General features: G+C 46.8%; 22 protein-coding genes. All 22 read left to right on the plus strand.

Annotated features, from left to right (window positions below; all coding sequences use genetic code 11):
* Window positions 1-59: 59 nt before the first annotated feature.
* The 22 genes from NYE26_RS07990 (at window position 60) to NYE26_RS08095 (ending at window position 22,667) form a co-directional block, all read left to right on the plus strand.
* Complete coding sequence (locus NYE26_RS07990) at window positions 60-671, plus strand: hypothetical protein (RefSeq protein ID WP_339255052.1); 612 nt, start codon at window positions 60-62, stop codon at window positions 669-671.
* Window positions 653-943: a hypothetical protein gene (locus NYE26_RS07995; protein WP_339255053.1), complete on the plus strand. Its 291-nt coding sequence runs from the start codon at window positions 653-655 to the stop codon at window positions 941-943. Before NYE26_RS07990 ends, NYE26_RS07995 begins: the two co-directional genes overlap by 19 nt.
* Before the next feature lie 27 nt (window positions 944-970).
* On the plus strand, window positions 971-2,428 hold the full coding sequence (locus NYE26_RS08000; RefSeq protein WP_339255054.1) for a hypothetical protein: 1,458 nt from the start codon (window positions 971-973) through the stop codon (window positions 2,426-2,428).
* Window positions 2,429-2,473: 45 nt separating this feature from the next.
* The gene (locus tag NYE26_RS08005; RefSeq protein ID WP_339255055.1) at window positions 2,474-2,779 is read left to right on the plus strand and encodes a hypothetical protein; all 306 of its coding nucleotides are present in this window, start codon (window positions 2,474-2,476) and stop codon (window positions 2,777-2,779) included.
* A 21-nt stretch (window positions 2,780-2,800) separates the two neighbouring features.
* Window positions 2,801-3,847: an SAF domain-containing protein gene (locus NYE26_RS08010; RefSeq protein WP_339255056.1), complete on the plus strand. Its 1,047-nt coding sequence runs from the start codon at window positions 2,801-2,803 to the stop codon at window positions 3,845-3,847.
* 5 nt (window positions 3,848-3,852) lie between these two features.
* Window positions 3,853-4,422 carry a hypothetical protein gene (locus NYE26_RS08015; RefSeq protein WP_339255057.1) on the plus strand — a complete coding sequence of 190 codons (570 nt, stop codon included), beginning with the start codon at window positions 3,853-3,855 and terminating at the stop codon, window positions 4,420-4,422.
* A gap of 6 nt (window positions 4,423-4,428) precedes the next feature.
* The gene (locus NYE26_RS08020; protein WP_339255058.1) at window positions 4,429-5,262 is read left to right on the plus strand and encodes a hypothetical protein; all 834 of its coding nucleotides are present in this window, start codon (window positions 4,429-4,431) and stop codon (window positions 5,260-5,262) included.
* Window positions 5,255-7,102, plus strand: coding sequence for an ATPase, T2SS/T4P/T4SS family (locus NYE26_RS08025; protein WP_339255059.1), 1,848 nt, complete (start codon window positions 5,255-5,257; stop codon window positions 7,100-7,102). Before NYE26_RS08020 ends, NYE26_RS08025 begins: the two co-directional genes overlap by 8 nt.
* Window positions 7,099-9,180 carry a hypothetical protein gene (locus NYE26_RS08030; RefSeq protein WP_339255060.1) on the plus strand — a complete coding sequence of 694 codons (2,082 nt, stop codon included), beginning with the start codon at window positions 7,099-7,101 and terminating at the stop codon, window positions 9,178-9,180. Before NYE26_RS08025 ends, NYE26_RS08030 begins: the two co-directional genes overlap by 4 nt.
* A gap of 13 nt (window positions 9,181-9,193) precedes the next feature.
* The gene (locus tag NYE26_RS08035) at window positions 9,194-9,706 is read left to right on the plus strand and encodes a hypothetical protein (RefSeq protein WP_339255061.1); all 513 of its coding nucleotides are present in this window, start codon (window positions 9,194-9,196) and stop codon (window positions 9,704-9,706) included.
* Window positions 9,707-9,718: 12 nt separating this feature from the next.
* A complete protein-coding gene (locus NYE26_RS08040; RefSeq protein ID WP_339255062.1) occupies window positions 9,719-10,222 on the plus strand; it encodes a hypothetical protein in 504 nt (167 codons plus the stop codon).
* 17 nt (window positions 10,223-10,239) lie between these two features.
* Window positions 10,240-10,797, plus strand: a complete 558-nt coding sequence (locus NYE26_RS08045; RefSeq protein WP_339255063.1) for a hypothetical protein — start codon at window positions 10,240-10,242, stop codon at window positions 10,795-10,797.
* On the plus strand, window positions 10,787-11,152 hold the full coding sequence (locus tag NYE26_RS08050; protein WP_339255064.1) for a hypothetical protein: 366 nt from the start codon (window positions 10,787-10,789) through the stop codon (window positions 11,150-11,152). Before NYE26_RS08045 ends, NYE26_RS08050 begins: the two co-directional genes overlap by 11 nt.
* A gap of 15 nt (window positions 11,153-11,167) precedes the next feature.
* On the plus strand, window positions 11,168-11,719 hold the full coding sequence (locus NYE26_RS08055) for a hypothetical protein (protein WP_339255065.1): 552 nt from the start codon (window positions 11,168-11,170) through the stop codon (window positions 11,717-11,719).
* Entirely contained in the window at window positions 11,706-12,692 is a 987-nt protein-coding gene (locus NYE26_RS08060; RefSeq protein ID WP_339255066.1) for a hypothetical protein, read from the plus strand. The genes NYE26_RS08055 and NYE26_RS08060 overlap by 14 nt, the downstream gene beginning before the upstream one ends.
* Before the next feature lie 15 nt (window positions 12,693-12,707).
* Window positions 12,708-13,847 carry a copper amine oxidase N-terminal domain-containing protein gene (locus NYE26_RS08065; protein WP_339255067.1) on the plus strand — a complete coding sequence of 380 codons (1,140 nt, stop codon included), beginning with the start codon at window positions 12,708-12,710 and terminating at the stop codon, window positions 13,845-13,847.
* 53 nt (window positions 13,848-13,900) lie between these two features.
* Window positions 13,901-15,127, plus strand: a complete 1,227-nt coding sequence (locus NYE26_RS08070) for an S-layer homology domain-containing protein (protein WP_339255068.1) — start codon at window positions 13,901-13,903, stop codon at window positions 15,125-15,127.
* Between the two features lie 150 nt (window positions 15,128-15,277).
* Window positions 15,278-16,417: a copper amine oxidase N-terminal domain-containing protein gene (locus NYE26_RS08075; RefSeq protein ID WP_339255069.1), complete on the plus strand. Its 1,140-nt coding sequence runs from the start codon at window positions 15,278-15,280 to the stop codon at window positions 16,415-16,417.
* 960 nt (window positions 16,418-17,377) lie between these two features.
* A complete protein-coding gene (locus NYE26_RS08080) occupies window positions 17,378-19,738 on the plus strand; it encodes a DUF5704 domain-containing protein (RefSeq protein WP_339255070.1) in 2,361 nt (786 codons plus the stop codon).
* 195 nt (window positions 19,739-19,933) lie between these two features.
* Window positions 19,934-20,233, plus strand: a complete 300-nt coding sequence (locus tag NYE26_RS08085; RefSeq protein ID WP_076079049.1) for a WXG100 family type VII secretion target — start codon at window positions 19,934-19,936, stop codon at window positions 20,231-20,233.
* A 109-nt stretch (window positions 20,234-20,342) separates the two neighbouring features.
* Entirely contained in the window at window positions 20,343-22,139 is a 1,797-nt protein-coding gene (locus NYE26_RS08090; RefSeq protein ID WP_339255071.1) for a hypothetical protein, read from the plus strand.
* Window positions 22,140-22,277: 138 nt separating this feature from the next.
* A complete protein-coding gene (locus tag NYE26_RS08095; RefSeq protein ID WP_339255072.1) occupies window positions 22,278-22,667 on the plus strand; it encodes a hypothetical protein in 390 nt (129 codons plus the stop codon).
* Window positions 22,668-22,727 lie beyond the last annotated feature (60 nt).

The raw sequence follows: 22,727 nt of genomic DNA on the forward strand, positions 1-22,727 counted from the left end.
AGATTATATATTTAGCTGCATTAACCGGGGAGAATGGTTTTCCGGGGTTAGCCGTAGATTTGGAAGCAGAAACGGAGAGCAGGCAGCGTGCGTTAATGAATGCCCAGATGAGAACGCTTGAAGCGAAGGGGTATCTGGAGATTGACTTCATGGGACTTGCCAAAGTTAATGAAGTGCTTCATGAGTGTATTGCCGCAGGTGCCAATAGTACTTCTTACCTCTGTCAGGTTGTACAGAACGGAGATAAGCCTTCTAGAATCTATTATTTTCATCAGGGGAACACGCGGTTTCAGCTGGAGTATCTGCCTGAGACCAATACATATATTATGCAGGAACTCTATGCACAGCATGAAATAATGTTCCAGGTTATAGAGCGGATTCCATTGCTCCAGAGTCTTGAAGGTGAAGGAGATTCTGAACAAGATATCTTCGAAGAACCGGACTTGGAGCGCTGGGCAGAGGAAATTCTTCACGCCGGAGCATCGCTATACGCACTGGCAGAAATCAGGTGCATCGGCAAGGAAGCTCAGGTCATCCGTGAACTGAATCTAGTGATTCATAAGAATCTGATGTGGGTGCTGAAGCGTGAACCGGAAGAGGAAATCACTCGGGACAGAGTAACATTGTCAACGGCTATTGAGGAGTTATGCCTATGGCTGCAAGCCGTGTAATGATCAGGGGGGATCAGGAGATGTCAACAGCGGTTACCACAGTAATATTCAATGGAGCGAACAAGAAAACAATGGATTTGGATATCACCCTCACAATGACCACAGGGCAATGTCTTGAATGGCTGAAGCAGGCTAGCTGGCTCCCCGGTGACTGGGAATTTAAATGTGAGGTTAGCAGCACTGGAGAAGAGTGGACGGAGCTTGGTTTACAAGTGGTATTGGCGGATATGATTCAGGGGGATGGGGCGCTTATCCGGATTTGGCCCTATTGAACAGGAGGATTATAGAGGAGGTTACATATGAAAAGCGTACATCTGGTCTGCTCGCCTGATCTTATCATGCTTTTGTCACGGTCGCTGGAGAATGAGGGGTATGTGATCTCAGGTAAACATTCTACACTTCACAGCTTTATACGGGGCTTCAGCAGTAAAGAGGTAGATCCCTCTTCCATAGTCATTATAGAGGGCGGAGCAGGTCTCAGCACACCTGTGAAGGCGGCCGAAATTGTCTCGTTCATGACACTGATCCGGAAGTATCTCAAAGCTACCCGGCTGATTGTTCAAGTAGATCCGGCACTGAAAACAGATATTGAGTTCATCCGGACGATGGTCAATATGAATATTCACGATCTGCAGTTCACCACGGAATTCCGGGGTGAGGAGCTATTGAATTGGATCAGGGAGAAGAAAACGACAAGAGATTATTATAGCATCCTTGGCAAAAAGAAGCGCCTGTTCTCATTCAAGGGCTCAACCGCAGCCCCTGCTCCTGTTCAGCCTATGGAAGAATCTGAACAGGCTGCTGCCAGAACTGTGGATTCGCTTGCCCGTCCACAGCCAGCTGTAAGTCCAAGAACAGGAGCGGCACCGGCTGGTGTCAGGCAGGCTCCTTCCTCAGACTCTGGCGGAGGGGGAGCTGCTCCCCGGCCGAGGCCAACAGCCCGGATAGAAGCTCCGGCAGCTGATGCCGGAACGCTGGAGAGTCTGGAACGATCTATACCGGCAGAAAGCCAGCAACAGCCTTCCTTAGCAGGAACTGCGAGATTACTAGGCAGCCATGTGCCGCTGGTGATTGGCATCTGCGGTGCCGGGGGAGAAGAGGATGTAGGTGCTGCGGCCTTTTTGCTGGCTGCAGGTCTGGCAGATCTGGGCTGGAAGCCGCTGGTATGCGGAGATAACCGGCCGGAGATCAGCTCGCTGGAGCAGATTGTATTTGAGGGCGAGCAAGAGGATTCCACTTCGACCATGTTTGAATATGAAGGGGTCACTTTCTATCGCAGGGGTTATGCGTGGGATATCTCAGAGCTCTTGGCCAGTGATTTCACTCATATTATTCTATGGCTGGATATTCATCAGGAGCGTAAGGGAATTAGCGGACTGGAGCTGTGGTGGAATTCGCAGATTCCTATCCTGATCGGTAATGGAGCCATGTGGAAATACGAGCTGCTCAAAGAGAAGCTAAACACGCTTAATCCGTATGAACGAAAGCGCTGCAGACTGCTGCTGGAGAATGGGCATCAGGAGGTGCTGCACATGCTGAAGAAGGACTTCCCGGAGATACAGGCGATGCTGATGCCTGCCCATCAAGATCCGCTATATCTGGATAAGGCGGCAGTGGAATGGGTGATGAAGCTGCTGAGTGTTCAGAAAAAACTCATTCGCAAGCAAACGCTGCTCTGGGCCATTGCAGGCACCGTTTTGTTTGTGACTTTACTATTAATAGGCATTGGATTTTCGTTTGTTCCGCAGAGCCGATAGGCTTGAAGCAGTAGGATACCTTACCAATGATTAAGGAGGCTGAATATGGATTCAGGTACGGTTAGAGGGCTCGCATTCAATTGTCACCGGTTGCTGTCTCCTGCCCAGGAATGCAAGGATAAAATGACCGCTGCTATAACCGGACTTCCGGGTTATTGGGTGGATCTGGGCGGGGAAGAGTTCAAGAATCACTGCACAGATTGGATCCGGAAGATGGAAACCTTCAAGCAGGCGATTAGCAGCCTTGAGACGGATATACTGAGATATGCGGATACCCTACAGGCAGAAGAGAAGGCCGCTGCTGACCGGGCTAAAGCAGCTGCAACAAAGATGACGGGGAAAATTAAATAGCCTGAGAAAAGAGGTCATGAAGTGGCAGTACGCAAGCGCAAAAAAATTCTACGATACACGATTATTTCAGGTTCTCTTGTTGCCGTTATTACTTCGGGTGTATGGTTTGCAACCTACCGCCACTATAATGCCAAGCTGATTGACGAACGGGCCGCTTATGAGCAGCAGCTGCTGGATAAGGATCAGGTCTTGCAGCGTTACATGGATCAGTCCCAGACCGCTTACGTGCTGATGACCCCTAAGCTGGCGGGTGAAGCTATTGCTGCAGAGGATGTAATACAGGAGAAGCTCCCGAAGTTCTCCTCGCCGGATAATCTGATTAGTGATTCCAAAGCGATTGTCGGTAAATACCTGAAGATTGATGTTATGCCGGGCACAGCAGTAACGACGGAGATGGTTCGTGATGAGGCGAGACTTGACCCGTCAGAGCGTAAAGAAGAGACGGAATATATTAAGCTTCCGCTCCGCCTTACAAAGAAAGATGTCGTTGATATCCGGATTGTATTTCCTAACGGTGAAGATTACATAGTAGTGGGCAAGAAATCGCTGAAGGACGTTGATTTGGCGAATCAGTACACCTTCTTCAATGATAATGAAGAAGAGGCGCAATTGCTTACTTCGGCTCTGGTAGATGCTTATATTAACAATGCAGAGCTGTATATGAAGCAGTATGTGGAGCCGGAGCTGCAGCCAGAACCCGTGATTAACTATGTGCCTAATCTGGATGTACTGGGCGTGATCAAGAGCAATCCGTCCATTATTGAACAGGCCAAGTGGGGGCTTGCCGAGAAGCTTCGTACAGAGTTGGATAAACGCCTTAAGGCTATTGACGATGGCAACAAAATCCGCATAGGAGCACAGGAACCAAGCGGAAGCGGAGTCAGCAAGCGGAAGTCTGAGCAGGGAGCAGCACTGGAGCAGGCTGCGCCAGTAGATAACTCTCAGTCAGTGAACGGAATTATAGATCAGACCCATCAGGCGCCTATCGACTCAAGTACAGATCAGAATTCAGCGGGCTTAACGGAGGATGCACCGGCAACTGAGAATCAACTGCTCGAAGGAGAGTGACAGCTGTGAATATCGTTGTGGCAGGAGATTGCGAGAAGCATGATTTCATACTTGCAGCAGCAATGCTGCTGAAGAATTATTTTAACAATGAGGTTATGGTCATCACGGATAACAACAGGCATTATCAGTATTTAGATGGAGAGGCGTCCGGTATAACGATCACAGATTCCTCTGTTACCGAGAAGCCGGATATTGTGCTGTATGACTGGCATCAGGGTTACCCGGAAGGACTGGTGGATGAGGTTACTGTCTTTGCCACCACCTATGAGCGTCACGCTATGGAGAACGTAGATACGCTGCTTAATCAGAAGCATATCCCGGTTGTATTGCTGGTTATTGAAGAAGAATGCGGGCTTGGCCTGAAGTATATAGATCATTATTATCCGGTGATTACTTCAAAGATTAGCTACATTAGCAGCCCGGGCAGAAGAATTGACTGGATTCATGATGGAAGAGTGAACCTGAAGGTTGATAAGGATTTCGCTGAGGCTGTAAATGACTTCTTGATTGAAGTCTGTAATGTTCCAAAGCATGAGATTAAGAAGCTGTGGCAGTATGCACGGAAACGGGGGTAGTTCATTGTGCTTGTAGCTTTCTGGGGACCTGTCCAAGGGCAGGGGAGAACGACCTCTAATATGGCCGCTGTCGCGGCAACCATCGCGCTGGATCATCATATCCGGGTGCTGATGACCCATACAGATTCCGGACAAGGCATGCTGGAGTATATCTTCTCACAGACAAGATCCCTTGGTCAGTCTGTAAGCAGCTCGGGCGGGCTGGATGCGATTCAGCGGCTGGTGCAGTGCGGGATGCTTACTCCTGAAGGAATACGGGATCATGCAGAATCTATTCTTAAGAACCGTCTGGAGCTGCTAAGAGGGTCGGTGAGTACGGAGAAGCATGGGCCGGAGCTGTTGCTGCCGCATATTTTTAAAGACTATAGACGCTTTTATGATTTGCTGTTTGTAGAGATTGCTGCCGGTGAAGACCCGGAGGTGGCTCAGATGGTTATGAAGCAGGCAGATTTAATTGTAGTGAATCTGAATCAGAGCCAGTCCAGTCTGAATGCCTACTTCACGCAGAAGGGCAAAGCTCCAGTGCCAGACAACAAGCCGGTTCTGTATTGTCTGGGTTCTTATGAACGTAAAGCCAGATTTAATAAAGAAAAAATTATGAAGCTATACGGATTACATAAAAATGAAGTCGGCTTCATTCCACAGCATATCAATTATATGGATGCTCTGAACGAACAACGCATCATTCCGTTCCTGCTCAAGACACGGGAAGCCAGGAAGCGGCTCTTGGATTTCAACGAGGATGTCTACTTCAATGATGCGGCACGCCAAATGGGGAAGCTGATCCTGCAGACTCTGGAGATATTCCCTGTAGTGGAATTGGACGCTGCGAATGATTAATATCATCCTGATCATTGTTGTGCTGGCTGCTATTGGAGTATTCCTGTACTTATGGGTAGGCAAAAGCAAGAAATCAGCGCCGCCTGCCGTTCAATTGAAGTACGATATGAACGAAATTGTGCAGTTTCTGAGGAGAGCCTTCGAGGAGATTATTGCGTCTTCACTCTATGAAGGAAGCCCCAGCGAGGAAGAATACAACCGCCGCAAGGCACGGCGCAGAGAGCTGCAGAAGGCGCTGCGCTCTTGCATGCACGGCGATTTATCGGCGAAGAGATATGTGAAGCTCTATATGAAGGATCTACTGCTGCAGACCTATGGGCTGGATGAGGGGAATGCAGATAAGGTGATCCCCTTCGGTCATGCTAACCGGCTGACTTCCCAGGACTGTTTCGACATCCTGCTCTATACCTTCAAGAAAGACTATGGGCAGAATGCCTTCAATGAAATGGTTAGCAAATACAATCTGGATACGCTGCATAGATTGCCTGATGGTTCTAAGGGCTACAAGGTTACCGAAGAGCAAATTCGCAGCATCTACAGCGCAGAGCATCCGGGATTGTCCTTTCAGGACAAGGTTGAGGTCATTGTACAGAGAGCGTACCAAATCTATAAAGGTCTGGGTGTGATCGATGAGCTGCGGGACCAGAATATTGACGGTGTCAACGGGGGGACAAGCGGGATGCCGCCGGATGTTGTCCAGACCACAGACTTTCTGGAGTATACGAAGCAGCAGCATTTCCTTCCGCAATCCTATGACGCTGTCTGGACCTTCTACCGCGGAAAGTCACTCCATCTGGAATTCTTAAGCTTCGGTTCGGAGAAGGAGCTCAAGCGGGTCTGTCAGAATATTTACGGCTTCGGAAATCCGGGACAGCTGAACGAATCCAAGGGTTACATTATTAATGACATGGCGGATGGAAGCAGAGTGGTGGTGGTCCGCCCCAAAATGGCGGAGAGCTGGGCTTTTTTTGTCCGCAAATTCAATGACTCCCTGGTAGAGCTGGAGCAGCAGATTACAGATGAAGGGGCGCCGCTGGCTATAGAAATGCTGGAGTTTCTGATTCTGGGTCATCAGGTTACTGCAATTACCGGCCGGCAGGGCTCCGGGAAAACCACCTTGCTGAAGGCGCTGATCAAGTACATTGATGCAAAGAACATCCGTATTCAGGAGACATCCTTTGAGATCTGGGCGAGAAAAATGTATCCGGGCAAAAATATTCTGTCCTTCCGGGAGACTCCTTCTGTCAGCGGACAGGATGGGCTGGATGTGCAGAAGAAAACAGATGGTGCGGTGAATATCGTTGGTGAAGCGGCCACGCACAGCGTTGTCAGTTATGTCATTCAGGCAGCCCAGGTGGCTTCCGAATATACGCTCTTTACGCATCACGGCAAAACACTGCCCAATTTGATCAGCGCTTTGCGCAACAGCCTTGTCGCTTCAGGAGCCTTCAGCAATGAGAAGATTGCCGAGGTTCAGGTCGTTGAGGCGCTTGGCTTCAATGTTCATCTGGTATTGCGTGCCGGCAAACGTTATATCGAGCGCATTACCGAGATCATTCCGGCGGACTCACAGTATGAGTATCCTCAGGAATATAAGAACCGGGAGACTCCTATGGAGAAGCTGGATGCATTCATGGATACCATGTCCGAATATTTCGGACGGATGACGGACCGGCGTGCTTACAGTTATACAGATATTATCGTCTGGGAAGCCGGGGAGTACGTAGCGAAGCAACCGATCAGCAGCCGGAAAAGAGAAGAGATGCTGAAGAATATGGATAAAGATGAGGCCGGGCGTTTTGAAGCCTTTATCGAACAATATTGGGGGCAGTCCGCATGAATCTGCAAACAGTAATGTTGATTGTCCTGATCTCCTTGGGCCTTCTGCTGGCTATTCTGCTTATTCTGCTCAGTATCGTGCAGCGCAAATTAAAAGGAACACAGTATCAGGAGCAAAGACGCCTGAAGGCACTGCTTCCCACACGAACCAAGGAGAAAAAATGGCTCGAACAAGCACATAAAGCCTACCCGGTATTGGATGAGTTGCCGGTGGTGAAGAAGCTTCTGCACCGTATTCGTTCACGCCTGACGATCATCCATGCCGGTAATGAGATCATGGTCAGAAGCCGTTCGGCTGCGTTGACAATCATGATAGTGGCCTGCATTCTGCTGATCTCGCTGCTGTCCTTCTTTTGGACCACTTCATGGGTAAGCCGGGTAACCATTATGCTGGTCTCCGTCTATATGGGAGGCATCCTGAGTGATCTCTTCATCGGACGGTTAGTGAAGCAGATGCTGTATGACCAGTCCTCCATGATTCTCGACATCCGGCATGAATATCATCAGACGCATATGGTACAAGTCAGCCTGGAGAATTCGGCGGAGCGCTCTAAGCCGATGGTTGCTGTACACGCCCGGCAGATTGCCGGAATTCTTGCGGCAGTAGATCCGGAGGATGAGCTGCAGAAATATTATGAAGTAGCACCGAACCGGTACATGAAGCAATTGGCCGGAGTCAGCTACAAGATAGGCGAATATGGTGATGCGGATATTCATAAAGGGGAACGTTCCATTTACTTGTCCATGCTCGGCAACATCAGAGAAGAGATCCATATGGATATTAACCGCCGGGAGCGGATTGACCGGCTGCTGTATGGCATCGTTTTTGTGGCAATCTCACCAGTCTTCATGCTAGACCCGATCCGTAATTGGGCGGAAAATATGTTTCCGATTGTATCTAATTACTATAATTCTGCGTGGGGGCTGTACTCATTAATCCTGCTGTATATCACTTTTATTGTATCTTTTATTGCGCTGCGGATTCTCAAGGGTGTGGATGAAGATACCCAGGCGATCAAGGATGAAGGGAAATGGCTGAACCGGCTGCTGAAACAGAAATGGGTCTTCCGGGCAGCAGACCGGATTACTCCGGCAGAGCATGAGCCAGTTCATTTCAAGGTTGCCCGGCGATTGAAGGATGCCAACTCGGGGTTGTCCCAGCATGCGTATTATCTGCAGAAAAGCTTAACGGCAGCAGCGATTTTCCTGCTGATTCTGGTGCTTCAATTCTCTATCCATGGGAGCATCAGGCATAACCTTCTGCACCCCAATGTGCAGATTACGACAGGCGGCAATCAAACCGAATCGCAAAGGATGCTCAGCGAGGAACGATACGCCTTTGAACAATCATTAATGGGCGAACTGATAGCAAAGGATATTACACCGGATGAGATGCTGATCTATATTCAGGAGAAAGCGGAAAACAAGCATTTTTTGCAGTTCAATACGGATCAGAATGCGTATGCGCAGCAATTGATTCATCAGGTAGACCAATATCATCAGGAATATTTCAAATGGTACGAGCTTATGCTGGCCTTTGCGCTGGCCTGTGCCGGCTTCTACGTGCCCGATCTGTTCCTGCTCATCCGCACACAGCTCCGGAAATGGGAAATGCAGAATGAGGTGGACGGCTTTAATACCCTCTCGATGATGTTATCCCAATTTCCCAATATTAGCGTGTATGAAATGATAGAGTGGCTGCACCGGTACAGCTACATCTTCGAACGGCAATTGCTGCGGTGTATGCTGGACTATGAAGCCGGTGGCTGGGATGCCATCGACCGGCTGAAGGAGGATGCACGGTTCGTCCCGCTTGAACGTCTGGCGGACCGCTTGCAGGTTGCGGCAGATCTGATTCCGGTGAAGAAGGCGTTCGATGACATGGATGCGGAGCGGTCGTTCGCCATGGATCAGCGCAAGGAGCACTATGAGAAGGTAATCAGCAGGAAGAACACACTGGGTAAAATGTTCGGGTTCTTGCCGATGCAGGCAACGTTCACCTTATATTTACTGCTTCCCTTCGTCTATATGGCCTTCCAGCAGCTGGGTGACCTGACTGTTGTAACTGGCAAAATGTGAAGGAGATACAGGCATGGAGAATATAGCAAGCTTCTTGAAGACCACCATATCCATTCTGATTACACTAGCCATCATCTCAGCGGGGCTGTTCCTCTGGGGGAAAACACAGCCTGTAGTCGAGCTGGCCAACAGCCAAGCGGCCGCACAGGCCAGGGAGCTCTCGGAGCAGCAATATTCCGCCTTCGATAACCAACTGGTCAGCGGTTCACAGATTCTGACCGCTTACCGGCGGTATGAATCGGATCAGAACTTCTGTCTATATGTGGAACGGCCATATGTCTATGGTCAGACTGATTCTAATAGATACATTAGTATGAACCCAAGCGGAGACGGCTATTGCCGTGCCTTTGATTACTCGGGGGGGAGATTCAAAGAGGGAACGGAGAAAGATTATAACAAAGTGAATGACAAGGAGATTTCTGACGCTTCTAACCATTACTATATCAGTCCCCAGTCCAGATTCAGGGCGACGCTGATCAAAGACCACAATGAGCGGATTGCCGCTATCTACTTCAGGGCTAAATAAAGGGAGGGCATTATGGAAAATATCTCAACAGGACTCAAATGGGTCATCGGGATCATCGTTACCATTCTGATTATCGCAGCCGGAGTCAGCATCTATCTGGTCATTAACAACTACTTCATCCGCGCCCAAGAGCAGACGCTGGCTCAGACCCAGATGATTAACCAAGCGGAGTTCAACAGTTATGATAACAAGGATGTCTCCGGCCAGGATGTAATTAATGCGGCGATGCGTTATAAGGGGCGCCCGCAGTTCGCGATAAAGATCTATACGGGAGAGAATCCGACTAAAGGTTTCTATGCGCAGAATACGTATCATGCTAATTATATACATTCAAAGTCTGGGGATGTTGTTGATTGGACTAAGACGGAGAGTGAAGATGGTAAAAGTGTTTCTGAAATGCTGGATATAAAAAATAATGATTGTAATGTGAATACGCTGGGGCGCTTCCATGCTCAAATTTACAAAGACAAGAACGATGAAGTCAGACTCATTGTATTTTCACAGCCCGATGAATAGGGGAGAGGAGAGCAACTATGGAGAATATATCAACCGGACTTAAATGGGTGATTGGAATTATAGTGACAATTCTAATTGTAGCGGCGGGTGTAAGTATCTACCTGGTGATTAACAATTATTTCATCCGCGCCCAGGAGCAGACGCTGGCCCAGACCCAGATGATTAATCAGGCGGAGTTCAACAGCTATGATAGTAAAATTGTCTCTGGTCAGGATGTAATTAATGCAGCTATGAAGTTTAGAGGACGTCCACAGTTTTCTATTCTAATTAAAACCGGAGTAAATTTGGCGGGCTTTTACGCAGAGAATACTTATGCAACTTATTATAGTATCCCAGGAGAGTCAGAGGTCCCCCCCACCGATGGCTCCAATGATAGCCCCACCGCTAGTTTTGTGAAAAATAGTGCGGCAAAACAACACAGTGTCTCCCAAATGCTGGATCAGAGTAAAACAATACTTGATGCAGATAACTACAATGTAAATACACTCTCACTTTTTAAGTCAACTGTATATAGAGACAAGAATGATGAGGTCAGATTAATCGTATTTGATCAAAATAACATCAATGAAAACTAGCACCCAGTTCCTCCTAACCCTCTTTGCCTGGATTTTGTTCGCTATGGGCGGCTTTACGTTTCTGCGGCTGGAAGGGGAGAACTCTGCAGCTGAACTCAGGCAGCCGGAGCAGCGAACAGTGACATCTGCGCTTTACACAGGAACAGGTGATTTGAAGCGGATAAGCGGAGAGCAAGTGCTGGGCATGATCCCTGCGGCGCTTGAGGGGGACTATATTTTATATATCGACGGCATGGTTATTAATGAAGCTACAGATCTCACAGCTATTGATTTACGTGGAGTGCCGGGTGCGGCTTATCAGTTAGAGGTTACCCGGACGGATGAGATGATTAAGCAAATCTCTGCCACCCGTTGAGAAAGGAGAGCCTGTATGGCAGATGCACTTAAAGGTGTAATTATCGTAATTCTACTGGCCTTCGTGTTCGGGGTGTATCCGGCATTCCGCCAATCTGAAGTTGTCGAGAGGAATACTAAGCTTGCAGCCAATGCAGCGGTAGTGGAATTCGTCGATACGGTTCGCAGCAAAGGGTATGTGGACGTAGGCGATTATGAGCTGTTCCTTCATTCGCTGGATGCCTCCTACGGTGTATTTGACGTCAAGCTGGAATATTACAAAAAGAACCTGCAGCCCTTATACGGTAATCCGGATGATTACTCCACATTCCAGAACAGCTTCAGTGTCCGGTTCGATGGCTATTTCACCAAAGATATACTGAATGTCTTGTATCCGGCTTCAAGCGATTCCATTCCAGCGGATAATCCCCAGAGAAGATTCACTATGCATGTGGGCGACTTATTCAATGTCCGGCTGGAATCCGCAGGCACAACGCTGGCCTCACGGATGCGCTCTCTGCTGTTTCATAGCGAACTGATTCCGGTCAATCTGAAGTACGGGGGGATGGTACGTAGTGAAGCCCCTTAGTGTGGTGCTTATTTTTCTGATTCTGATCATCCCGCTGGTGCTTATGAATGACACGCGAGCGGAGCTTCAGTTATCCAATCAGGAGATGTATAAACGCTACTCGGATGACTTTCAGTCTGCGGTGGATGATGCGGGCGGCTATCTGGCACGGCTGGAGAAGCAGCCAACCACCACAGCGGTGCATTACGGGAGGGAACGGCAGCTGCAGATGGATCAGGATGTGCTCAGTGTATTTTACAGTAATCTGGCGATGAAGTTTGGACTGGAGAACAATCAGAGCGCAATCAATAATCTGAAAATACATATACCTGCACTAGTGATGTTCGGTTATAGCGGATACACCTTAGTGACTCTGGACGACACAGCCAGCTACAGCGGAGATAAAGAGCTGACACCCGTCAGTTGGCCTGAACGGCCCTATTACTATAAGCTGAGGAACGGTAACTTGCTCTATTTTACTTTGGATGATCATGCGCGGGTGTATGATACCGGCTCTAATGAATTCTATGAAGGGGAGTATGCAGCACTGACTGCGCAGACCAATCTTGACCCGCTTACTTCGATCGATAGATTTCGTGAGGTGAGGCAGAGTACGATCACTTCACTGGTGGAAAAGGATCTGGCCACAGCCATTAACAGGCATCTGGAATTGGTGAGACGGATGGGGTTATCCGTGCAGTTCACCCTCCCGCGCGGCTTACACGAGCAATCTATACAGGACACCGGTATGATGGCGTTTATCCAGGGATATCCGCTTCCGGGCGGAGAGCTGCTGGATGCGTACTCTTTAGGCAGCGGGGCGGTCATGCAGCGGAAGGGTCTGGTTGGGACCCGAAATAACGCAGGCAGGCACATTGCTTACGGAGAAAGCTGCGTACCAGCCGGAGCAACTGTGATAGAAAGCCTATTCGACCCGGAGGAGGCTGTGCGAAAGGGGTATTTTATTGAGGATTGTTCGGTTTATATCCAATAGCAAAGGAGAAATGAAATGAAATTATTCGGCATCAGTAAAAGCTTAATCATAGGAATGAGTGTAATAGTGAGCATGGCATTGACCATGAATACGGCGGGAGCTGAAGGAACGTCATCCCAGGCGGTAAGCGTTATTTTTGACGGGATCAAATCTCCGTTGGCGGCAGGTTATCCCTATGCAGAGAACGGAATAACGATGCTCCCATTCCGCATCATCTCCGGCAAGCTGGGGACACAATCAAGCTGGAACGCAGCTACGAAGGTGCTAACCCTTAAGCAGAAGGAGAATAATATTATTCTTACAGTAGGTTCTTCCTATGCCAAAGTAAACGGAGTGCCTACAGCTCTCGGAGCCAAAGTAGTACAGAAAGACGGGATGACGATGATACCCCTAACGGTTGTCAGCGATCTTCTGGGTGCAGAAGTGGAAGTGGATGATTTGATTCAAAGCGTACATATTCATACGCCAGGCAAGGAGCTTGGCAAGTTGGACGATTTTGGCAGAAAAATTCGTACGACAAACCTGCCAAAGAATTATAAGGACTACCCTTATATTCTGGAAGACATCCCAAATGAAATGTATGAAATGAAAAATACCATAAATTATATTGTCAAGAGAGCTGACACTGGGGCGAATTTGTATGCTATTAAAGAAGTGACAAGTGAAGGTATATCAAAGATCATTAAACGGATGAATATCGGATACGATCTGCGCTTAAATGTGGATTACAAGACCATCAATCCGGCAAGTTTTGCCCAAGAAGTCTTTAAGTATGAGAATCAATCCGTATCCATTCGTGAGAATTATATAAGAGAATATGCTGAATGGGTGAAGAAGAACAGAATTCAGATTGAAGGGTCAATCGATCCAGAGCCTTCAGTCATGTATTATCCTGGAACAGGGGATTATCGTATCCGGTCCAAGTTCCGGTTCAGAATTAATAGTTTTACAGAGTATAAAGAATTGATGCTCGATGCGTATTTTTCGACCACACACTATATGAACAATGAGAGAATAAAAAAGGGAGTCTGGTATGAAGGGTATGCAGATATAGCGGTATCCACGAATTACTACAATGGAGACCCATTCGATCATATGACAGTAGGTGCAACTTCCAGTTTGTTTGAAAATTCAATTATGTATGAAGTGAAGTGATGGAAGATGCGGCTAGATAAGTCTATAAACATTGATTTGAGAGGGTGTTATCTATGAATAATAATCTAGTGAAAAGCATCAAAAAAACAATGGTTGTTCTGGTACTGCTGGCTACAGGCCTAGCTTCATTCCCAGCCTCCGGAGTAAGGGCAGATTCTGTTCAATTCAGTGATATTCCGGCTAATCATTGGGCGAAAGGCGGAATTGACTCGGCAGTAAAAAAAGGCATTGTAGTTGGATATCCCAGCGGACTATTTATGCCGAACGCGAATGTAAGCCGTGCAGAATTCATCAAGATGATCGTGACTGCCACTGGTCAAACTGTGGAGCCGACGGAAGGGAAATGGTATGAAGGCTACGTCAATGCTGCGGAACAGGCTAAGCTGTACGTTACCAGTGATTTTGCTAATTCGGAGCTGGAATGGAACGCGAAAATAACTCGCAAGGAGATGGCACGTATTGCTGCCCGTGCGACTGGATTAGAGACGAAAGAAGATGACAAGTGGATGTATCTGGCTACGAAGACGGGCTTAATCTCTGGACTGGGCGCAGGCAAGCTTGGAGAAAAGGAAAATACCACTAGAGCCCAAGCAGTAGTTACTGTCGAGCGCGTGTTGACGGTTAAAGGCGGAGGTAAGCTGCCTATAGATAAGTACGCCGTTGGAAGCGCAGAATTGGTCTGGCACAAAACGAATATTTTTACGGTCATGCCGGAGATTATGACGACTGGTGATCCTGTGAAGGATTTAAATGCAGCCGATCTTTGGAAAGAAGATAAGATGAAAATCACTTCTAAGGATGGTCTTTATAGCGCCGAACTAGATGAACTGCTTGTCATTGACTTAGCTGATAAAAATGATCCGAATTTAGCTCGGATTCCTGATGTAGCTACTTTAAAATGGAAAAACACTACTGATAATACACCGGATGGGATAAAAATTGCTGGGGAATATTTGAATAGTTACTTGCTCTATTCTAAAGGCCATGTAAACTTCAATAATGATACTAAACGTTATTCACCAATAGGTGATTTTACAGCCGAATTCTCAGGTCTTGATAATTATTATGAGCGAGTGGCTTTTGTCAATGGACATTTAAATGCTCAAGCACTTGTATTTCAAAAAATACCTTTCGATTTACCAATGACTATTTTACCTAAAAGTGGGTGGAAGAATACTTCAGGCATATATATTCGTGTGGCCGTTCCGTCTTATTCTGCCTTCTATTCCTTACGAAATGAAATCTTAAAAATAGCAGGCCCTAATCGTACTCAGTATTAAGAGAGGTGGAGAAGCATTGATAAAAAAACGATCAAAAATCATAACAATGATAAATATAATATTGTTTATCCTCGTTATTTTTTTGATCTTGTTCCTACAATTCAAACCGATAAAAATGAATGAGTGGTCCATTAGCAAAGGAGAATTGAAATGAAATTATTCAGCATCAGTAAAAGCTTAATCATAGGAATGAGTGTAATGGTTAGCATGGTATTGACGATGAATACTGCGGGGGCTGAAGGAACGGCATCCCAGGCGGTAAGCGTGATTTTTGACGGGATCAAATCCCCGTTATCGGCAGGATATCCCTATGCAGAGAATGGAATGACGATGCTCCCATTCCGCATCATCTCCGGTAAACTGGGGACACAATCGAGCTGGAACGCAGCTACGAAGGTGCTAACCCTTAAGCAGAAGGAGAATAATATTATCCTTACTGTAGGTTCTTCCTATGCCAAAGTAAACGGAGTGCCTACAGCTCTCGGAGCCAAAGTAGTACAGAAAGACGGGATGACGATGATACCCCTAACGGTTGTCAGCGATCTTCTGGGTGCAGAAGTTGAAGTAGATGAATTGATTCAAAGCGTACATATTCATACACCAGGCAAAGAGCTTGGCAAGCTGGACGATTTCGGCAGAAAAATTCGTACAACAAACCTGCCGAAGAATTATAAGGACTACCCTTATATTCTGGAAGACATCCCAAATGAGATGTATGAGATGAAAAATACCAAAAATTACGTTGCCAAGGAAGCTGACACTGGGGCAAAATTGTATGCTACTAAAGAAGTGACAAGTGAAGGTATAGCAAAGGTCATAAACCGGATGAATATCGGATATAATCTACGCTTAAATGTTGATTATAAGACCATCAATCCGGCAAGTTATGCCCGGGAAGTCTTTAAGTATGAGAATCAGTCCGTATCTATCCGGGAAGATGATATCAGAAAATATGCCGAATGGGTGAAGAAGAACAGAATTCAGATTGAAGGGTCACTCGATCCGGAGCCTTCGGTCATGTATTATCCGGGAACTGGGGATTATCGTGTCCGGTCCAAGTTCCGGTTCAGAATTAATAGTTTTACAGAGTATAAAGATTTGATGCTTGATGAGTATTTTTCGACCACACACTATATGAACAATGAGAGATTAAAAAAGGGAGTCTGGTATGAGGGTTACGCAGATATATCTGTGTCCACAAATTACTATAATGGGGACCCATTTGAGCACATCGCATTAGATGCATTTTCCAGTTTGTTTGAAAATTCTATTAAGTATGAAGTGAAGTGATGGAAGATGCGGAACAAGTGTCTCGTTAGTTTAATATCTTTATTTTTAACTTCTTTGTTACTGACTCCATTTTTAGATATTGCGGAGGCTGCTTTTACTGCTAAGTTTAAAGATGGGGCGTTTAAGTATATAACATCCTCTAATGAAGCCACTTCAAGCATCCGCTTTCAAACGGTAGGCTGGTACATTCATACAAAGCCAACCTGTAACGGTTCCGGAAGTGGGGAGCAATGTGACCCAACATCATTACCGGTTAACAAACGGTTTAAATTGCAGGATTCCGGCGGAGGACATATAGAATCGGAAACTATTGCTGATGGAAAGGTGACTACAAACTTTGCTTGGACCAAAGCCGAGGTTCTGGATGCTATCGGTAAAGCAAAAGCGGAACAAGTCATCTCTGAAGGTACTCCTTTATATGCCAGTGCCATTATGCGCGTAGTCACAGGCCCAAGGTCGAACCCAATCCAGGTATCAGGTCCCTACCATACGTTATACGATATCAGGCATGCAGAATCTTGGGCCAATCCCGGAGATTTCAGACAATATTTTGATGTCACTGTACCTTTTGAAGGGGAAGATTATCCCGTTACTATGATTCTTAAGCTTTCCAACGGGACGGTCGTAAGTAAACAATTAATCGGTAATTATAAGGCGGGCTTTACTATAACCAAATCTTTCCCGCTAACCGTTGAATCTGGAGGACAGTCCTATGCGATTGACCAATCTTGGCTTTCACCGGTTCTGAGATCAGGCGAACAGCTATATATTCAGCGCAAATCTGCAAATGATCCAGGTTTAGTTCAGCGTAACTTTAAGGTGTATGTAGGCGGAGTTAATATGGTAGCCAGTTACAAAAAAGTAAATACCCCTCCGGATCCGGGTGGAGGAGAAGGATCCGGTGAATGCACATTTACCATTGAACCGCCTAGCACCGCCGGATCGCCGCAAACATCCTTTATGGAGCCTAGCGCGAATGGAGTCATTAAGGGTGACGATTCAGCGAATGGAATTCATTTTGAAGCACCTATAGGCATTCCTACTTCAGAGAGCTTATATGCTAATGTCTGGGGCAGAAATTATTTGTTTGACCATACCTTTGCCAATATGAAAGGTCAAGTCCGCTACTCCTGCAAAGTAGAAGTCACTTACCCTACGAAGTGGGAGGAAGCGCAGCCGGATCTTCCGGGGCCTGATAATACAACGATTCCCCAGTTGCCGCTGCCTAAAAGTTCATCTTTCAAAAAAACGTACACCTTTGACTTGACCCCAAGAGAATATGCTTACTGGCAAGTAGACAAGTTATCTGTCTATCAAATTGAACAGGCTCGAATGGCAAACTATGCACTGCCTGGAGGGGAAGTGACCCTATACCCCAACAATTATGAAGAGCCTGTAGTTGATCTTGCCAATAGCACAGAGGTTGAGGACCATGTTGTTCCTAAAGAGACAGGGAGTTTAACATTTACACCGGATGTAGTGGATGGAGGCGATCACGAGCCAACTGAAAATGATGTTGATGATACAGCAACACTCAAAGAGCTGGCAGAAAGCCAAACCGAAGATCCTGAGGTTCAGAATGACCGTCTAGTCTTTAACGGGGAGACGATTATGGATGATAGTGTTGCTGAGGGAACCGGACCCGCTCCGGGAAGGATTCCAGATCCACCCATGATCGGAGACGAAGTGCTCTATGAAGGCGGGCTGATGATTAACAGATACTTGCTTAACCGGGCAGATACAATCAGTACGGGGACAATCTATTACACTATGCTACCCGAAAATGTGGATGGAGAGGGGGATAAGGAGTATCCCATTTCCCCGATTAACTCCGTGACAGTCCATACCCCAGTCGTCAATTACTCCCAGCTTCCTGATGACAACCGGCCGTTCGACCAGCGGATGGCGCCGGATATGACACGGACAGTGCTGATTCTGGACCGGCCCTTCACCGTATATTTTACGGAGAGTGGTCAGCATCTGGGGATTCCGGGGTATGGCAACCGGGACTACGGTAAATATACGAAGGATAAACGTATTCAATTTCCGTTCGGGGTGTTTCATGGCAAACAATACTATCCCGACAATACCTGGATATCTATTCCGGTTGGCACTCCAGCTATGACTTTTACCCTGCCGACCTGGGTGAATGAAGGGGACTATACTGTGCGTACGCAGTCCTGGGCAATTAATGCTCCGTCAGACGGTGAATATCTGTGTCAACAGAACCTGAATGGAGATCTTGTCAATTACTGTGCAGCGGAAAGCTTCAACGTGGGTGTGGTGGGCCGGTTGTTTGATTTTAGAATCTGGGACATTGGTGATTTCCGGTTTGAAAAGGTATTTCGTAAAGGAACGGGCACTCTTGCGCATAGTACTGCAATGTACTATACCGGCGGCAATGATGAAAACGGAAATCCCACGGCTTTGAGCGGACAGCCACAATGGCAGCTGCCGATCCGCAAGGGCTCTCATCCCACGGAGCAATTGACGGTACCGCATAACGGGTATTCCTTTCTGTTTGATTTTCGGACCATCGGGAATCTGTGGCAGCCGGGCGAGGGGATAAGGATTGAACCCAGCTTCTACTTCATCCCGAAGACCGGAGGTGCTGCGGCCCCTGTAGATCTGTACTATGACATTTCCGGGTCGCAGAATAAGATGATTGGGGTGGGCTCTGCTAAGGACAAGCTTAGCTATAGCCGTACTTACCGCCTGGCAGATGGCTTGCGGAATATTGCGGATGGTGAGCTATCCACTTCAGCCAGCTACGAGTATAACTATATACTCACCCAGGAGGAGCGGGAGAAGAAGCCGTGGATCAAATTCTACCCGCAATATCTGAAGCGCAAAACCAACATTGGAGAAGGTTATAATCTGGAAGTCCTGCCCTACAAATCCCGTACCTTGGTGGGTCCAACAGACATCCCGGTGGAAGTTGATCCAATTACGGCTGTCCGCAGTGTTCAGCACTGGTATGGCGAGTATAACCTGCCCATTGCCCCGTATATCCTGCCGAAAGGAACGAACCTGCTCAATCTTGCGAATCACTACGGGGGGGCACTGGACGGGCATGAGCCCGAATTCATAACCGGCGGCTACATCCTTGTGAAGTTTGAAATCTACACCTTCAAGAACGGAGATGCGGATACGCGGATTCTGGGTTACAAGGCGCCGATTGCGAATATGTGGGCGATCGAGGGACAGATGACAGGCGCTACAGATGAACGGGGACAGACCTTTTACTTTTCATCCGGGGATATTATGCTCTTCGAATCAGATTTCTCGGTGCGTAATGATTATCTGGGGCAGGGTAGATAAGATATTGAATTAAATTACTTAGTAGTTAAATATAATATTTAAAGGGATTATATATAAGATAATTGAGTCCGTTGACCGATAATAATGGAAGAGCAAACTGATGCTATATTAATGAATTTGGAATTTCTCATAGAGTTACAGGACTTTTCAAATTCATTTTTATATAAAAAAAATTAATCAAAGGAGCGGTTAACTATGGCAAGCCCTAAAGTTACATTGGACTATGAAGGATTGAAGAAGCAGGCAAGTGTGATCCTGAAACAAAAGGCGGATTTCGACACCTTAATTAAAAACGTAAAAACTACCACGCAGAACCTTAATCAGGTATGGGATGACGCTGCTGCCAAGAATTTCACGGAAAAAGTTAATGCTATGGACAAAACGTTTAAACAGTTCTCTGAGGCACTGAAGGGTTTGGGAGATCACATGAACAATGTATCCGATAAATACAAAGAGCTGTCGCAGGCAGTCATTAAGGCGCAATCCGGCTTCTAAAATGATTCATTCATACCCATACTCCATGAGCTTTACTACATAAGAAGGCAATTAGCTATGCAGAACGCTGCATAGCTAATTTTATGAGCTGCAAGCGGGGAGGAAGCATATGGCTTCAGCAAAGCTTATATTTGATACCGATCAGGTCCGGCGTCTGCAGACGAAGATCGGACAGGTGAGTCAAGATACGAACCGGCTGTATCTGCAGATGAAAGGCCAGGCGGGGAGTTGGAGCGGTATTCCAGTGGGAGCCCATCTGATGAAAGCCCAAGTGCTAATGAACGAATTAACCGTAGAAGCAGAGAAGCTGGAGGATATTATCCGAACTGCCCTTAGGGGTGTCGAAGGACTCCAGGCGGAGAATACACGGAATGCGGACCAGGTGACACAGCAGTTTAGTTTATTTGCAGGGATGCTCGGGAGGTATGGAGCACAAGAGGTGGGGGGACGGAGTTCAATCCCGCCTGCTGCGCACAATGCGGCTACGAATCTAATCCGTTCGTTCGCTGCCCTACCGGGACGGGATGAGCTGGATAGCGATCCTGCGGTGAAGCAGCTCCGGCTGACCATCCAAACCTCAGGGCCGGGAAGCTTGGGAGCTATTGCTGCGCAGAGCAAGCTTAAGGATATCTTCACAGCACGGGATCAGATTGCTAAGGCACAAATGGCTTATAAAGTCTACGAGAGCTTTGGGAACAAGAGTCAGATGAATGCAGTGCATCTACAGGCAGAAGAAGCGCGTCAGACACTGGCTTCGCTGGGGATAGATGAAGTGCACTATACAGTGGGTAAAGACCTGAGTATGTGCTTCAAGCAACCGACGCTTCAGGCATGTGATTACGATCCCTCCATCTTAACAAAGAGTGTGCCGCTGCCAAAGAATGAATCCTATCTGCTGCTGCTGCGGATGGCCATGGAGCCTGGAGATAAAGGCGGGTGGGCGAAAGGCCAGTTGCAGGCTATACATGCAGGAGGTATCATGCCAGATTTGGCAGATTGGGAGAGTCAGCCGGCCAAAAAGGATTTTATCGATAAATACATGGTGGACCCGCTCATTGAACTATTTACAGGAGAGAAACCGCAGCCCAAGACGCAACTGGAGCAAGTGCTCTCCGCCCAATTCTATGGGATGCAAATCGAGCAGCAATTCGTACTCAGTGATCTCTCCAGCGAGTTCGAGTCCGTCTTGCGTGGAGCAGCGAGTGCAGACCGGATTAGCGAAGTCTTCGGAACGGGAACCGTTAATGTAAAGACCGGAACGCAAAAGAACAGACAAATAGAGCCTGACGCTGGAATAACTGGAAGCTCTTTTGGTAAGATGAAAGCGTTGGATGAGGTAGAGGGCATGGGGCCCGCGAAACCTTTGCTGGAGGATTTCGATCCTGGGGTTAGAGGGGTTGGGGGAACAATTCAAAGCAAGAGATTTACTGGTTCTGGAATAAAGGATTATGATAGTGCAGCAGAAGCTGAGTATGCAGCAATAAGAAATATGAAAATGAAGGACATTGAGAATTTGGCACAAAATACAGGACTAAGTATTGCGGAAATAAAAACTATGAAGAAGCATTTGTTTTTTTGCAAACATCAAATTCCTCAACCAGGTGGAATAGAGTTTAGACTTGAACGATTCGCTGCCGATGATGAGATTGCCTTTGCTTGGAGAATAGCTCAACAAGGGGATTTATCTGCTAAACAAAAAGAATGGTTCCAGCAATTAGCAGCGCACGAGCTTACAGAACGAAATTATATGGCAGCAGGTCAAAAGTATCGAACGCTTGAATCATGGAACGAACTAAAGGGGAGATTTGACGGGTATCCACCCGGTGCGCATGAGAATGCCCCCTCTCAACCAAACTGGACTTTTCCTGGATATGAAGAATACTATTTTAAAAATTTGTTTAAATGAGCGAGGTGACGTTAGGTGGGGGAACTACTCAATAATGCTGTAAACCGTATATCCTTAATCGATTTTGAAAAGGCAGGGAATAAATTTTGTGAATCGCATCACGTATTAATTAGTGAATATTTTAGGAGGATTAATGTAGTGCTGGATACATTATCTATTAGTACTGATAACTACCCATTAATTCGTATTGCTAGCATTCTTCAAAAAAGCATTCATATCGATATAATGAAAGCTTGTCCAATTCTCGAAGACATTAATAATTTGTACATAAAAGCAATATGTTATTACCATTTAGAAATTTGTTCATTAGTAGATGAGGGTGTTGATGAAGCGAACGAATATAGGGATTTGTACGAGCCGATGTTAAATTTTATAGAACGAGGTGGAAGTTTCTACATCCGACAAGGCGAAATGCTGGTTGGTACCTCGGCTTATCCTCTAAATTATTGGCGTGAGTTACAAGTTACGAAGCAAGATATTAGTGAAGCTAATTTGGACAGAGCGGATGGGAAGACAAGGAGGATATAATTAACGTAGGTACAAAAGGTGCTTATGAAACTAACACCACCACACCTGGGCGGGTTTGAA

This window comes from Paenibacillus sp. FSL P2-0136 (assembly GCF_037975325.1).
In the GTDB taxonomy this organism is placed as follows: Bacteria; Bacillota; Bacilli; order Paenibacillales; family Paenibacillaceae; genus Paenibacillus_AQ; species Paenibacillus_AQ silagei.

Bases quoted from the DNA above. Each gene is read 5' to 3' on its own strand.
- NYE26_RS08070 (WP_339255068.1), top strand. From the start codon at position 13,901: ATGAATAATAATCTAGTGAAAAGCATCAAAAAAACAATGGTTGTTCTG.
- NYE26_RS08090 (WP_339255071.1), top strand. From the start codon at position 20,343: ATGGCTTCAGCAAAGCTTATATTTGATACCGATCAGGTCCGGCGTCTG.
- NYE26_RS08050 (WP_339255064.1), top strand. From the start codon at position 10,787: ATGAAAACTAGCACCCAGTTCCTCCTAACCCTCTTTGCCTGGATTTTG.
- NYE26_RS08080 (WP_339255070.1), top strand. From the start codon at position 17,378: ATGGAGCCTAGCGCGAATGGAGTCATTAAGGGTGACGATTCAGCGAAT.
- NYE26_RS08035 (WP_339255061.1), top strand. From the start codon at position 9,194: ATGGAGAATATAGCAAGCTTCTTGAAGACCACCATATCCATTCTGATT.
- NYE26_RS07995 (WP_339255053.1), top strand. From the start codon at position 653: ATGGCTGCAAGCCGTGTAATGATCAGGGGGGATCAGGAGATGTCAACA.
- NYE26_RS08040 (WP_339255062.1), top strand. From the start codon at position 9,719: ATGGAAAATATCTCAACAGGACTCAAATGGGTCATCGGGATCATCGTT.
- NYE26_RS08045 (WP_339255063.1), top strand. From the start codon at position 10,240: ATGGAGAATATATCAACCGGACTTAAATGGGTGATTGGAATTATAGTG.
- NYE26_RS08025 (WP_339255059.1), top strand. From the start codon at position 5,255: ATGATTAATATCATCCTGATCATTGTTGTGCTGGCTGCTATTGGAGTA.
- NYE26_RS08065 (WP_339255067.1), top strand. From the start codon at position 12,708: ATGAAATTATTCGGCATCAGTAAAAGCTTAATCATAGGAATGAGTGTA.
- NYE26_RS08085 (WP_076079049.1), top strand. From the start codon at position 19,934: ATGGCAAGCCCTAAAGTTACATTGGACTATGAAGGATTGAAGAAGCAG.
- NYE26_RS08030 (WP_339255060.1), top strand. From the start codon at position 7,099: ATGAATCTGCAAACAGTAATGTTGATTGTCCTGATCTCCTTGGGCCTT.
- NYE26_RS08075 (WP_339255069.1), top strand. From the start codon at position 15,278: ATGAAATTATTCAGCATCAGTAAAAGCTTAATCATAGGAATGAGTGTA.
- NYE26_RS08005 (WP_339255055.1), top strand. From the start codon at position 2,474: ATGGATTCAGGTACGGTTAGAGGGCTCGCATTCAATTGTCACCGGTTG.
- NYE26_RS08000 (WP_339255054.1), top strand. From the start codon at position 971: ATGAAAAGCGTACATCTGGTCTGCTCGCCTGATCTTATCATGCTTTTG.
- NYE26_RS08055 (WP_339255065.1), top strand. From the start codon at position 11,168: ATGGCAGATGCACTTAAAGGTGTAATTATCGTAATTCTACTGGCCTTC.